This is a genomic window from Thermobrachium celere DSM 8682 (assembly GCF_000430995.1).
GTDB lineage: Bacteria > Bacillota > Clostridia > Clostridiales > Caloramatoraceae > Thermobrachium > Thermobrachium celere.
On sequence record NZ_HF952018.1, the window covers coordinates 1,641,797 to 1,654,982 of the forward strand.

Sequence of the window (13,186 nt, forward strand, 5' to 3'; positions counted from 1 at the left end):
TCACCCCTTTTAGATCATATTTTAATTATAATTTTAATATATTTAATACTGCAACTCAATACATTCAACAAATTATTAACACTGGTAATTATAAACTCAATGTCACTTTTTTACTTTAAATAGAATATATTAGTATTAGTTAGAATTCTTTGGAGGACTTAACATGCCACTATCAGATAGAGAACTATTTGCAAGACTTATAAAATGTGAGGCTGAAGGCGAAGGCGAATTTGGAATGAAGGCCGTTGCCACTGTTGTTATGAATAGAGTTCATGTAAGTTATGGGGAATATTTTAGAGTATGTCAAGGCAGCTTAAGAAGAGTAATTCTTCAACCATTTCAATTTACATGTGCACTAACTACAGTATATGGAAAATACAATCCTCAAAACATATACAACATGCGTCCAGATGACTTCCACTATCAAATAGCTGACTGGGCTTTATCTGGCAATAAATTATCAGGTCTCGGAAGCGCTCTTTGGTATTACAACCCATTTAGTGCAGTATGTGCAACCTACTTCCCAAAGACAAGAACAGGAATATATATAACAAGAATTGCTCAACACTGCTTCTATAATCCAACACCTTTGTATGCTAAAACTTGATATAAGGAGGTCCTTTATGAGCAAAAAAATTTCAAATGAAACTCTACAGGAGAAGAATATAAATAAAGAGGCTGAACCAGTTTATTTTGTACCTACTTTTTACCGCTATCCTTGTCCTTTTATCGATGACAGACAAGAGGATCTAACCTTCCAACCTGTTAACCCTGATGAAGACCCCACACTAAAAAACATAAACTTCACTCAAGCATACCTAAGAACCCAAATAGGAAAAAAGGTTAAGATTGACTTCTTAATTGGTACTAATCTTTTCATCGACAAGGAAGGAATACTTCTAGAAGTTGGTGTAAGCTATGTTGTAATTAGAGAAACAACATCTAATGCAAAGGTTATGTGTGACTTTTATTCAATTAGATTTGTAACAATATTTGATTAAGTATTTAACCTCTTTAAAAAAGTCGCCTTAAATTCAAGGCGACTTTTTTATATTTAAATCAATGAAGAAGTTCTAATGCACTTCTTTTAACTTTGTAAATTTTTATGGTATCAAATGGAAAATATCACATTTCACATGGGTGGCACTTTAATATCCCTTTATAATATCAACTATATTTAGAAGCTCTCTGCCTTCTATATACCTTTTCATATTTTCATATATAAGATTAAACCTTCTTTCGTTTCTCATTTCTGAAATCCAAGAGTTATGGGGAGTTATAATAACATTTTCCATATCCCATAAAGGACTGTCTTCACTTAATGGTTCTTCTTCAAAAACATCTAGGGCTGCCTTTTTTATTTTTTTAGTATTTAACGCCTTAATTAATGCATCTGTATCAATTACACTTCCCCTTGCTATATTTATTAAGAATACCCCATCCTTCATTGATGAAATAATATCATCATTAATTAAATGATAAGTTTCTTTAGTAAATGGAACTGCAACTACAACGATATCGCATCTAGAAAGCATATCCTTCAAGTTTTGCATACTAAAACATTCATCAAAATATTCAACTTTCCTTCCATTAGTGTTTACTCCAAGTATATTAACATCAAAACCCTTAAGCCTTTTTGCCGCCTCCTGTGCTATCGTCCCTGTTCCTATAAATCCAACTGTTTTATTATATAATTCTAAGAGGCTTGTATCCATCTTCCATACTTTATTCTTTTGTTTTTCATAAAATTCTCTGCTGTTTTTTAACATTTCAAGTATCTTTAAAACTATCCATTCTCCAATTGGAATGCTATAACCACCTTTATTGTTTGTAACAGTAATTTTTCTTGCTAAGACAACATCTTTGGGCACTTGATCTACCCCAATGCTTGATAGTTGTATCCATTTTAGATTTTGCATCAAGCTTATATCTAATGTAGAAAAGGGATTATAGCATACAAGTATATTAACATCATTAAATTCTTCCTCAAATACTACTTTATTTTCATCCCTTATTAAAACTTTATATCCTAATTCCTCAATCTTTTTCATCTTTTCCTTTCCATAATCGTATGTGAATAGTGCCTTTAACACCAAACCACCCCCTATATAAATTATAATAAATTTTCTGTATTTTAACAAAATTTATTTGAAAATTAACTATATATAAAAAAGCTGTCTTAAAAGTATATTCTTTTAAGACAGCTCTCTATCTTATGCACCCTTTTCTTCTTTTTCTCTCTTAGAAAGTCCTATTATATCGAATATCTTCTTTGCTCTTTCTTTTGTTGAACCCTCAAGTATAATATAAGGTACATTTTCAGCGTCTAAGAAATTCTTTACTGCTTCATCAACCTTTATTGCTGTTTCCTCATCCTGCCATCTTACGCCATCCTTTTCATAGCCAAATTCTCTTGGCAGGAAGAATATATAATCATACTTTGGAAGGTCTCTTATTGCAAGAGCATAAAGATCCTTTAATATTTCTATTTCTTTAGTTGTTCTCTTTTTATTTCCTAACATAAACCTTCCATATATATATGGCAGGAATGTTGCATAGTCTGTAATAGCATAATCGTAAACTTCTAGTTCATTTTCCAATCTTGCCTGTCCTAAATATATACCATATTGTTCTGCAAGATGTTCAATCATTCCTTTGTCCTTAAGATACTCTGTTGAATATTCTGTAGCACATCCAACATTTAGTCCCATTATCTTCATTTCAGCATATAGATATTGAATAAGTGTTGTTTTTCCACATCTCGGACCACCGATAATTGCTATTCTTACTGGCACTTCACTCACTCCATAACATAAATTTTTATTTTAAAAATTCACTTTTAAAAAAGCAATTTATATTATAACAGTTAAATATCATACATTCAATAACGAAAATTTTAACATTGAATTTTTTTATAATTAGCTTTATATAGTTTTAATCATTTTGAACTTCATGTTTTTTCTTTGGTGGTAGTGGTCCGAAGTATTGATATAGATAACATAAAAGCTTTCCATTATAGAGCTTTCTGTTTTTATCTGCCTTTTTGCCGAATAATTTTTCAAAATCTAAGTGATTTGTTAATATAAAATAGGACCACGTATCTAATTTACTAAAGACTTCTCCCATCCTTTTATAAAGCTTTTCAACCTGTTTTATCTCTCCAATTCTCTCACCATATGGTGGATTACATATTATGCACCCATATTTTTTCTTAGAACTTAACTCCTCCATAGGTAGCTTTTGAACAAAAACTAAGTTTTCAACTCCAGCCCTTTTTATATTTTCTCTTGCAACCTTTAAAACCTTACCATCAATATCTTGACCTAACAATTTAAATTCCAAATCATTTACTTCACTTTTTGCCTTTTCTCTAATTTGATTCCATATCTTTTTATCTATATGAGCCCAATTTTCTGCATCAAAACTTCTATTTAATCCAGGTGCTATGTTTTTCCCTATTAATGCAGCCTCTATTAATATAGTTCCTGATCCACAAAAAGGATCTATAAGCTGCCTATCTGGAGTCCACTTACTTAAAAGAACCATAGCAGCTGCTAATGTCTCCTTTAAAGGTGCCTCTCCAGCCATAGTTCTATATCCTCTTTTGTGTAGTCCAATACCTGATGTATCAAGGCTTATTGTCGCTATATCCTTAAGTAAGGCTACCTCTATTTTATATGTAGATCCATCTTCACTAAACCAATCTGTTTTATACTTCCTTTTCATAGCCTCAACAACAGCTTTCTTTACAATTGCCTGACAATCTGATACACTAAAAAGCTTGGACTTTACAGACTTTCCTATTACATGCATCTTGGCATTTCTAGGAAGAAAATCAGGAAAGTTTATAGACAAAGTTCCTTGGAAAAGGTCCTCAAAGGTTTCTGCCCTAAATTCATTAAGCTTTATATATACCCTATCTGCTGTTCTTAAATACATATTAAGTTTTGCAACGTCCTTATCATTTCCCTTTAATGTTATCTTTCCATTTTCAACTTTATAATCGCTATATCCTAATGTTTTAAGCTCGCTTGCGGTAACAGATTCAATTCCAAATGCCGTAGTTACTACTATATCGTACATTTTATCTCTCCTTTATAAATTTTCTCCATATATCATATCCCAAAAATAACTTATTTTGCAATAATAATGATATTAGTGTAAAATATCTTACGAGGTGATTTAAATGGGAGAAGCTGTTTTAAAATATTTTTTGCATAATGGAAAGGAATATGAGGTAAATAACTTTGATATTATATACAAGGAACTATCTCCAAGTATATATGAAGTTATACGATTAATAAATGGAAAGCCTGTATTTCTAGAAGACCATATAGAAAGGCTTAATAACTCAGCAAAGCTATTAGGTGTTAATTATTCTGCTGATTTAAATGAAATGAAAAGGCAAATAGTTCATTTAGCAAACATAAATAATATACAGAACTATAATGTTAAAATTGTTGTAAATAACTTTAACGATCCTAACGTATATTTATTTTTCATAAAATCAATTTACCCAACAGAATACGATTATGAAAATGGAGTTAAAACAACTCTATATAAAGCCACAAGAGAAAATCCAAATGCAAAGGTTATAAACTCACAGTTGCGCGAAAAGATAAATAATTATCTTAAGGAAAATAATTTATATGAAGCTATTCTTGTAAATAATAATGATGAAATAACAGAAGGAAGCAGATCAAATATATTTTTTATAAAGAACAATACCCTATATACAGCACCTAAAGAGGATGTTTTAGTTGGTATTACGCGAATAAAGGTAATTGAAATTGCTAAAAATTTAGGATTTGAAGTTGTTGAACGTAAAATAAAAGTTGATCAAATAAATGATTTTGAAGCATGCTTTTTAACAGGTACATCTCCAAAGGTGCTTCCAATCTCTCATATTGATGACAAAGCCTTTGATGTAAAAAATACAGTCCTAAAAAAGATAATGGCTGAATACGACAAAAAGTGCCACCCAAGTGAAATGTGACATTTTCCATATAATTACACACAATTTTTATAAAACTAATAAAGTATAAACAGATTCGAAGTGCACATAAAAAGGTCAGTTTAGCATTAAACTGACCCTTTTATTTTATAAAAATTAACTAAATACTAAAAAATTCTTGACTTTTTTTAACAAACTCTTATAATTGTTTTTGATGTTTAGTTATATTAAACAAAAAGTTTAATATAATATACATTTATATTTTTACTCTAGCAGGACCTTGTCCAAGTTTATTTTTAGTTTTTCTATATTGAATATACATTCTAAAATACTATGGACTTAAGGTCATTTTTTTATTCTAAAATTAACTAAAACTTATTATAAACTATAATGTAGATTTTATTATTTTTTTTATAAATAGTCCACCAATTTTTAAAAAGGGAGGTCTGAAAATTGGCAGAGAAGATTTTGGATTTGCAGAACTTAACAAAAGTATATGAAGGAAATACTGTACTAAATAATCTAAACCTTTATGTAAGAAAAAATGAGTTTATTACTCTATTAGGACCTAGTGGATGTGGTAAAACAACAACCCTTAGGCTAATTGGAGGTTTTGAAACTCCAACAAGCGGAAAAATATTTTTTGAAGGACAAGATATAACTAATCTTCCACCTTATAAAAGACAGGTAAATACTGTTTTTCAAAAGTATGCACTTTTCCCACATCTTAATGTATTTGAAAATATTGCATTTGGTCTTAGATTAAAAAAGGTATCTGAGTCTGAAATAAAAGAAAGAGTTAAAAAAATGCTGGCTTTGGTAAATTTAACAGGATACGAAAATAGAGAAATATCCTCCCTAAGTGGTGGACAACAGCAAAGAGTTGCAATAGCAAGAGCACTTGTAAACGAACCAAAGGTACTACTATTAGATGAACCTTTAGGAGCACTTGATTTAAAGCTTAGAAAAGAAATGCAAACTGAACTTAAAAAAATGCAGCAGGCACTTGGTATTACATTTATATTTGTAACTCACGACCAAGAAGAAGCATTAACTATGTCAGATACAATAGTTGTAATGAATGGAGGAACTATTCAGCAAATAGGTCGCCCAGAGGATATTTATAATGAACCTAAAAACGCTTTTGTTGCTGAATTTATAGGTGAAAGTAATATACTTGATGGTATTATGCTTGATGACTGTTTAGTTGAAATTTTAGGACAAAAATTTAGATGTGTAGATAAAGGATTTAATCAAAATGAGCCTGTTGATGTTGTTATAAGACCTGAGGACATTTTAGTTACAAGGGAAAATAATGGCAAGCTTGAAGGCTATGTTGAAAATGTAACATTTAAGGGAGTACATTATGAGATGATCATAAATTCTTCTGAATTCCATTTTAAAGTTCACAGTACTAAAATGGAACCTGTTGGTACAAAAGTCTACCTAGATGTAGAGCCTGAAAATATTCATATTATGAAAAAGGTGAAGTAATATGAAAAGACAAGCCTACTCTATTCCATATTTAACATGGATGACAATATTTGCTGTACTCCCACTATTTCTAGTTCTATTTTACGCTTTTACAACTAAACAAGGTTCATTTACTCTAGATAATTTAATAAGGTTCTTTGATCCACTTTATTTAAACGTGCTTGTACGTTCTATAAATCTAGCATTAGTAAGCACACTTATATGTTTAATATTAGGATATCCTATGGCTTATATAATTTCAAAGGCTAACATAAAAGCTAGAAATACATTGATTTTATTTTTCATCATTCCAATGTGGATGAACTTTTTGCTTAGAACCTATGCTTGGATGACTATATTAGAAAGAAACGGTATAATAAACAAATTTCTTTCTTTATTTGGAATAAAACCACTATCCCTATTATACACAAATGGTGCTGTAATATTAGGAATGGTATATAACTTTTTACCTTTTATGGTACTTCCAATATATACTGTTTTAATAAAAATAGATAAAAGTTTAATAGAAGCCTCCTACGACTTAGGTGCAAATAAACTAACTACATTTATTAAGGTTGTGTTCCCATTAAGCCTTCCAGGTGTTATCTCTGGAATTACAATGGTATTTATGCCTTCTGTAACTACATTTGCAATATCAAGGCTTTTAGGAGGAGGACAGTTTACTCTGATAGGAAATCTAATAGAAAGACAGTTTATTAATGTAGGAGATTGGAATTTTGGATCAGCCATATCCATTGTTATGATGGCAATTATTCTTATATCTATAGCAATAATGAATAAATTTGATAAGGATAAGGAGGGGGTTAATCTATGGTAAGTAGAGTATTGAAAAGAGTTTATGCAGCTTTAATTTATATATTTCTTTATGCCCCCATCCTAATACTAATTATTTTCTCATTTAATGAATCAAAATCTAGAGGTAGTTTTACTGGATTTACTTTAAAGTGGTATAAGCAATTATTTAGTGATAGACAAATTATGCAGGCAATGTACTACACATTAACTGTTGCATTTATTGCCTCACTGGTATCAACAATACTTGGTACACTAGCTGCAATAGGTATACATAACATGAAAAAAACAACTAAAAAAATATCTTTAAATATAACTTATTTACCAGTTTTAAACCCAGATATAGTTACTGCAATATCATTAATGGTTCTTTTTATAGCACTTAAATTAAAATTGGGATTATTAACAATGATAATTGCCCATATAACCTTCTGTTTACCTTATGTTGTTTTATCTGTACTACCAAAGCTTAAACAGTTAAACCCAAATATATATGAAGCCGCACTCGACTTAGGAGCAACCCCATCCTACGCATTAAGAAAGGTAATTATACCTGAAATTATGCCTGGAATTATAAGTGGTGCACTTTTGGCATTTACTTTGTCAGTTGATGACTTTGTTATAAGCTTCTTCACAACTGGGAATGGTGTTTCAAATCTTTCAATAACAATATATTCAATGGCGAGACGTGGAATTAAGCCTGAAATAAATGCACTTTCAACAATTTTATTTCTAATTGTTTTAGTACTTCTTATTCTAATAAACAAAACTACAAATAACGAAACAAAGGAGATGAGGTAATTGAAGAGAATAAAAAGAATAACATCCATAGTAACACTTATAGTAGTTCTGTTCACAATGGCACTATCATTTACGTCATGTTCAAAAGAAGAAAAGGTAACTTTAAATGTTTACAACTGGGGAGAATACATTGATGAATCCGTTATTAAAGAATTTGAGCAAAGATATGGAATAAAAGTAAACTATGAAACTTATGCAACAAATGAAGAAATGTATACTAAAGTTAAATCAGGTGGTACGGCATATGACATTGTAATACCATCAGATTATATGGTAGCAAAGATGATTAGAGAAGGATTACTTGAAAAGTTGGATTTTTCAAATATACCAAACTACAAATACATAGATCCAAAATTTAAAAATAGAGATTTTGACCCAAACAATGAATATACTGTACCTTATATGTGGGGTACTGTAGGTATTGCATACAATAAAAAAATGGTAACTGATCCTGTGGATAGCTGGAATATACTATGGAATGAAAAATATAAAGGACAAATATTAATGCTTGATAGCCAAAGAGAAGCAATTGGACTAACACTTAAAAAGCTTGGATATTCATTAAATACTACTGACAAAAATGCCCTTGAAAAAGCAAAGCAGGAACTTATAAAGCAAAAACCACTGGTACTTGCCTATGCAGTTGATGAGATAAAGGATAAAATGATTGCAAATGAAGCTGCTCTTGCAGTTGATTGGGCTGGAAATGCAGTATGTATGAAAAGACAAAACCCTGATATAGAATTTGCAATTCCAAAGGAAGGTAGCAATTTATTTATAGACTGTATGGTTATTCCAAAAACATCAAAGCATAAAAAGGAAGCAGAAATGTTTATAAACTTCATGTGTGAAACTGCAATTGCAAAGAAAAACGTTGAATATATTGGATACTCAACACCACATACTGAAGTATATAAACTATTAGATGAAAAAATTAAAAATGACAAGACAATATATCCTGATGAAGAAACATTAAATAGATGTGAAATTTATAAAGACCTTTCAGATTACTTATCAGAATATGATAGAATATGGACAGAGGTTAAGGCATCAAACTAATAAAAAACAGAGCATCTTCTAAATTAGATGCTCTGTTTTTTTATTCTAAATAACCCTTCTCCTTCTTAATAACTCTATAATAATCAATGCTAATGCACCACCTAAAAGAGCAGTTATAAGTTGTGGGAAGCTCATACTTGTAGCTAGTACCTTGGCAATTTTAGGTGGAAAACTCAATCCAACAAGTTTAATAAGTTTCGTAGAAGCAAATGTTAAAAAAACAAACTTAATTAAGGCTCCTAATATTACACCTATGGCCCTTTTAATCATATTCCCCTGTATAAACAAAGAAAATGTTAATACATATAATATATTTCCAATCATAATAAAAGGGATAAACGGTGCTAGAGGTGTCGCCAGTTGACCAACAAACCAAGCTAAAAGAGGTGTTAATGTTCCTACTCCTACACCCCACCATCTACCACAAATGAAGGCTGTAAGTATCAAAATACTGTTAATAATAGGCCCTACTAAAAATTGATTAAATTGTGGTATGTTTCTACCAATTATTTGAAAAACAATACCTATTGCCAAAAGTAAGGATGAATAAACAATTTTATTTGTTTTACTTATCATAATACCGCCTCCTAATAATATATATGATTTATCTTATTATTAAATTTTACATTTTTATCACTTACAAAATATATTCTTTTTAACCTTATATCTTAAATTTGATGCATAGCTTTTTAAGGTCAAGTTAATGCTATTATTACTTAAAACAATGGAATAGCATTTCTTTTTAATAGGAGGCAACATGAAAAAGGTTATATTTTTAATACTTAATCTTACCATTTTAGCCTTTCTATATAATGCATTCAACGAAAATACTTATACTAAAATTTATAATCCTAATAGCACTAGTCAAATGGTAGATAAGCAAGAAAAATATCTAGTAATTAAAATAGTTGAAGATTTTGGGAGAAGACTAAAAAATGTACCTCTTTTAGCACCAAAAGAAATATTAATTAAAAGCATTAAAGAAAACTATAGTATTTATGTAACAGATAGTCTCTTAGAAAAATGGATTAAAGACCCCTCAAAAGCTCCTGGGAGATTAACATCAAGCCCTTGGCCCGATAGAATTGAGATAAAAAATATATACAAGATAGATGAACTTACTTATAAAGTAAAAGGAGAAATAATTGAAATAACAAGTAATGAAGTGGTATCGGATGGAGTAGCAATAAGACGTCCTATAACCTTGATAGTAAGGAAGATTAATAATTATTGGCTTATTGATGAGGTTGTATTGGGAAACTATAAATGACTTAATCAAAATTATAATAGCCATAAGATGTTTAACTGTCAATAAAAAGGCGACCTTATAGCTCCTAATAAGGAGTATGAAGGTCGCAAATTTTTGTTGCATAAATTGGAAAATGTCACATTTCACTTGGGTGGCACTTTTTTATCCCAGTACCTTCTTACTTTTACCAGTATTGTATCCTATATCATCCCCTAAACTTTCATCTGGCATAATTTTAAACTTTTCCTTCACGTATTCTACTTCATCCTTTGCCGACATTGACATTACTGTCTTTATCTTATAGATGTAGTGCCTTGACATCTTTAGGGAATTCGTTGGACAAACATCTACACAAAAGGCACAAAAGCTACATCTACCATAGTCTACAACAGGCTTTTTTATTTCTCTTCCCTGTTCATTCTTACCTACTACCTTCATGGTTATTGCATCAAATGGACATATCCTTTTGCATGCAGCACATCCAACACATTTGTCTAAATCATTTGTATGAAGGCCTCTATAGGTTGGAGATACTCCATCTTTAGGAAATACCCTTAAAATCTGTTTTGGATACTTTATAGTAACAGGTCTTCTAAATAGATTTTTTAAAGTCGTCAGAGGAGAATAAACACTCTTATCACCTAATGCCATATAAACACCTCCTATTTATCTATATCTGGTGGACATATTGCAAGTGATGCCATCCACGCTGCCACATCATCTATTTTCATCTTTGGTAGGTGCTTTTGTGCATATAAAAGTCCTGCTGGAAGTGATGGCCCTCTAACTCCTACTCTATATGGCTTTAATCCTCCATCTGACACAACATAGTATCCAAACTCACCTTTAGATGACTCAACCTTTGCATATGCTTCACCCTTTGGAACCTTAAGCATTGAAAGGTTACCTAAATTTAATCTTACATCACCATCTGGCATTTCCTTAAGTGCCTGTCTTATTAATTTTATTGTCTCTTCAAACTCTAATCTAACTTGAACCGCACGAGTTAAGGCATCCCCACCATCTTGAGTTATAACCTTTACATCAAGATATGGATATGCTGCATAAGGGTCGTCAACTCTAACATCATAGGCAGCACCTGATGCTCTAAGGTTTGGTCCTGTTATTCCAGTCCTTATAGCCTCCTCCTTTGATATATATCCTAATCCCTTTAACCTCTTATGAATTATTGGATTTTCAAACACAAGCTTATCATATTCAATAAGTCTCTTTTCTAAATGATCTAATACCTCATTCAATCTTTCTACCCATCCTTCTGGAAGATCATTTCTCACTCCACCTGGAATATTGAAAATGTGATAAATTCTTGCACCTGTAAGCCATTCAAATAGATCAAGAATTAAATCCCTGTCTGCCATCATTATATACATTGGTGTATATAGACCAAGTGCTGCACCAAGTGCCCCCATTCCCATTAAAAATGAAGTTAACCTACTCATTTCAAGGGTTATTGTTCTTATAAACTTTGCCCTATCTGGAATATCTACTCCCATAATCTTTTCTATTGCTGTGCAGTAGGCAACTTCATTTGGGTCTGGATCAACAACACATATTCTTGGAACAAGTGCAATGTTTTGTACCCATAGTTTTTGTTCCATTAGCTTCTCAAATCCTCTATGAAGGTGTCCTGCATTTGGTCTTACCTTAACTATTTCAGTTCCTATCATCTCTAAAACATATCCAAAATTTCCGTGCATACCAGGATGGTTTGGGCCAAAAAACAATTCATATACTGCTAAATTATCCCTTTCAGCTATTTTACTTAGTGTATATGATGGTGCGTCCATTATCTATCACCTCCGTCTACTTCTGCATCATAAAGCCTTATTGAAAATTCCCTTGTATCAAAATCCTTTCTAAGAGGTGGTATATCCACCCAGTTTTCTAAAAATAGAGGTGATAGATCATTATTACCCTCAAACTTAATTCCAAAGAATTCGTGTACCTCTTGTTCATAAAATTGTGCCTGTTCCCAAAGGTTAATTATTGTTGGAACTACAGGATTATTTCTATCCACCCTAACCTTTACTAAAATGTGTACTTTATGTGTATAGGACCATATATGATATACAACCTCAAACTCACCTTCATCAATAAAATCAACTGCTGTAATAAATGATAGATGTTCAAATCCTATGCTTCTTAAAAATATTAGGTCATTTAATAGGTTTTCCTTTTTAACCGCAAGGGCTATTTGGTTATGGTATAAATCAAAAACACTATATCCTCTATCAAGTAATAGTTTCACAATATCACTCTTTTGCATCTTCATCTTTTCCCTCCAAATCATTTTTAGGAGTTTGTCCTAATACAGGTACTGTCTTTTTAAGTACCCTATCTTGATTTGCTTTATAGTATTCATAGTTTTCTTTATACTTTTTATAAGCCCCTGCTTCTCCAGATTGAATCATCTTCATTAATGTTTGAAGTGCATCAATTACAGCCTCTGGTCTTGGCATACAGCCAGACACAGTAATATCAACTGGAATATACTCTGCTAAGTTTGTTATTGTATTATATGAATCCCAATAGATTCCTCCATTTACTGTACAAGAACCAAAGGCCAATACCCATTTTGGTTCAGGCATTTGTTCATAGGTTCTTATAATCCTCTTTAAAGTCTTTAAGGAAACATACCCTGTAACAAGGAGTACATCTGCCTGTCTTGGTGTAGCCATAGGACCTACTCCAAATCTTTCAACATCCCACCTGGATGTCATTGCTGGTGGTAACTCCACCGCTCCACAACCTGTTCAGTAGTGAAGCATCCAAATTGATCTTTTTCTAAAAAAATCTATGATATTATCCATACAGCT

The 13,186-nt window shown here is 31.3% G+C and carries 15 protein-coding genes and 1 pseudogene; 8 read left to right on the forward strand and 8 right to left on the reverse strand.

Annotated elements, in window-relative coordinates; all coding sequences use genetic code 11:
- Positions 1-163: 163 nt before the first annotated feature.
- On the forward strand, positions 164-607 hold the full coding sequence (locus TCEL_RS08590; protein WP_018663200.1) for a cell wall hydrolase: 444 nt from the start codon (positions 164-166) through the stop codon (positions 605-607).
- 16 nt (positions 608-623) lie between these two features.
- Positions 624-1,001 (forward strand): hypothetical protein, encoded by a 378-nt coding sequence (locus TCEL_RS14400; protein WP_018663202.1) that lies wholly within the window; start codon positions 624-626, stop codon positions 999-1,001.
- Between the two features lie 147 nt (positions 1,002-1,148).
- On the opposite strand, the gene TCEL_RS08600 is transcribed toward TCEL_RS14400, so the two are convergent.
- From TCEL_RS08600 to TCEL_RS08610, 3 genes are all read right to left on the reverse strand, one after another.
- Complete coding sequence (locus tag TCEL_RS08600) at positions 1,149-2,096, reverse strand: phosphoglycerate dehydrogenase (RefSeq protein ID WP_040683794.1); 948 nt, start codon at positions 2,094-2,096, stop codon at positions 1,149-1,151.
- A 117-nt stretch (positions 2,097-2,213) separates the two neighbouring features.
- Entirely contained in the window at positions 2,214-2,795 is a 582-nt protein-coding gene (locus tag TCEL_RS08605; RefSeq protein ID WP_018663205.1) for an AAA family ATPase, read from the reverse strand.
- A gap of 139 nt (positions 2,796-2,934) precedes the next feature.
- Positions 2,935-4,083, reverse strand: coding sequence for a THUMP domain-containing class I SAM-dependent RNA methyltransferase (locus TCEL_RS08610; RefSeq protein WP_018663207.1), 1,149 nt, complete (start codon positions 4,081-4,083; stop codon positions 2,935-2,937).
- Between the two features lie 103 nt (positions 4,084-4,186).
- Between TCEL_RS08610 and TCEL_RS08615 the strand changes: the two genes are divergently transcribed.
- The 5 genes from TCEL_RS08615 to TCEL_RS08635 all read left to right on the forward strand — a co-directional run bounded on the left by TCEL_RS08615 (position 4,187) and on the right by TCEL_RS08635 (position 9,100).
- A complete protein-coding gene (locus tag TCEL_RS08615; RefSeq protein WP_018663209.1) occupies positions 4,187-4,996 on the forward strand; it encodes an aminotransferase class IV in 810 nt (269 codons plus the stop codon).
- Between the two features lie 411 nt (positions 4,997-5,407).
- A complete protein-coding gene (gene potA / locus TCEL_RS08620) occupies positions 5,408-6,448 on the forward strand; it encodes a spermidine/putrescine ABC transporter ATP-binding protein (RefSeq protein ID WP_018663212.1) in 1,041 nt (346 codons plus the stop codon).
- Between the two features lies 1 nt (position 6,449).
- Positions 6,450-7,265: an ABC transporter permease gene (locus TCEL_RS08625; protein ID WP_018663214.1), complete on the forward strand. Its 816-nt coding sequence runs from the start codon at positions 6,450-6,452 to the stop codon at positions 7,263-7,265.
- A complete protein-coding gene (locus TCEL_RS08630) occupies positions 7,259-8,041 on the forward strand; it encodes an ABC transporter permease (protein ID WP_018663216.1) in 783 nt (260 codons plus the stop codon). Before TCEL_RS08625 ends, TCEL_RS08630 begins: the two co-directional genes overlap by 7 nt.
- Positions 8,042-9,100: an ABC transporter substrate-binding protein gene (locus tag TCEL_RS08635; RefSeq protein WP_018663218.1), complete on the forward strand. Its 1,059-nt coding sequence runs from the start codon at positions 8,042-8,044 to the stop codon at positions 9,098-9,100.
- Between the two features lie 45 nt (positions 9,101-9,145).
- Here TCEL_RS08635 and TCEL_RS08640 read toward each other — a convergent pair whose 3' ends face one another.
- Positions 9,146-9,676 (reverse strand): ECF transporter S component, encoded by a 531-nt coding sequence (locus TCEL_RS08640; protein ID WP_018663220.1) that lies wholly within the window; start codon positions 9,674-9,676, stop codon positions 9,146-9,148.
- Between the two features lie 181 nt (positions 9,677-9,857).
- Here TCEL_RS08640 and TCEL_RS08645 point away from each other — a divergent pair, with 181 nt between their 5' ends.
- Positions 9,858-10,370 (forward strand): hypothetical protein, encoded by a 513-nt coding sequence (locus TCEL_RS08645; RefSeq protein ID WP_018663223.1) that lies wholly within the window; start codon positions 9,858-9,860, stop codon positions 10,368-10,370.
- A 141-nt stretch (positions 10,371-10,511) separates the two neighbouring features.
- Here TCEL_RS08645 and TCEL_RS08650 read toward each other — a convergent pair whose 3' ends face one another.
- The 4 genes and pseudogenes from TCEL_RS08650 to nuoB form a co-directional block, all read right to left on the reverse strand.
- Entirely contained in the window at positions 10,512-11,000 is a 489-nt protein-coding gene (locus TCEL_RS08650; protein ID WP_018663225.1) for a 4Fe-4S binding protein, read from the reverse strand.
- Between the two features lie 11 nt (positions 11,001-11,011).
- Positions 11,012-12,157 carry an NADH-quinone oxidoreductase subunit D gene (locus TCEL_RS08655; RefSeq protein ID WP_018663227.1) on the reverse strand — a complete coding sequence of 382 codons (1,146 nt, stop codon included), beginning with the start codon at positions 12,155-12,157 and terminating at the stop codon, positions 11,012-11,014.
- Positions 12,157-12,642, reverse strand: a complete 486-nt coding sequence (locus TCEL_RS08660; protein ID WP_040683795.1) for an NADH-quinone oxidoreductase subunit C — start codon at positions 12,640-12,642, stop codon at positions 12,157-12,159. Before TCEL_RS08660 ends, TCEL_RS08655 begins: the two co-directional genes overlap by 1 nt.
- Positions 12,623-13,111 (reverse strand): annotated as a pseudogene (gene nuoB, locus TCEL_RS08665) (NADH-quinone oxidoreductase subunit NuoB); the annotation flags it as partial. The pseudogene nuoB and the gene TCEL_RS08660, both read right to left, overlap by 20 nt.
- Positions 13,112-13,186: the final 75 nt, after the last annotated feature.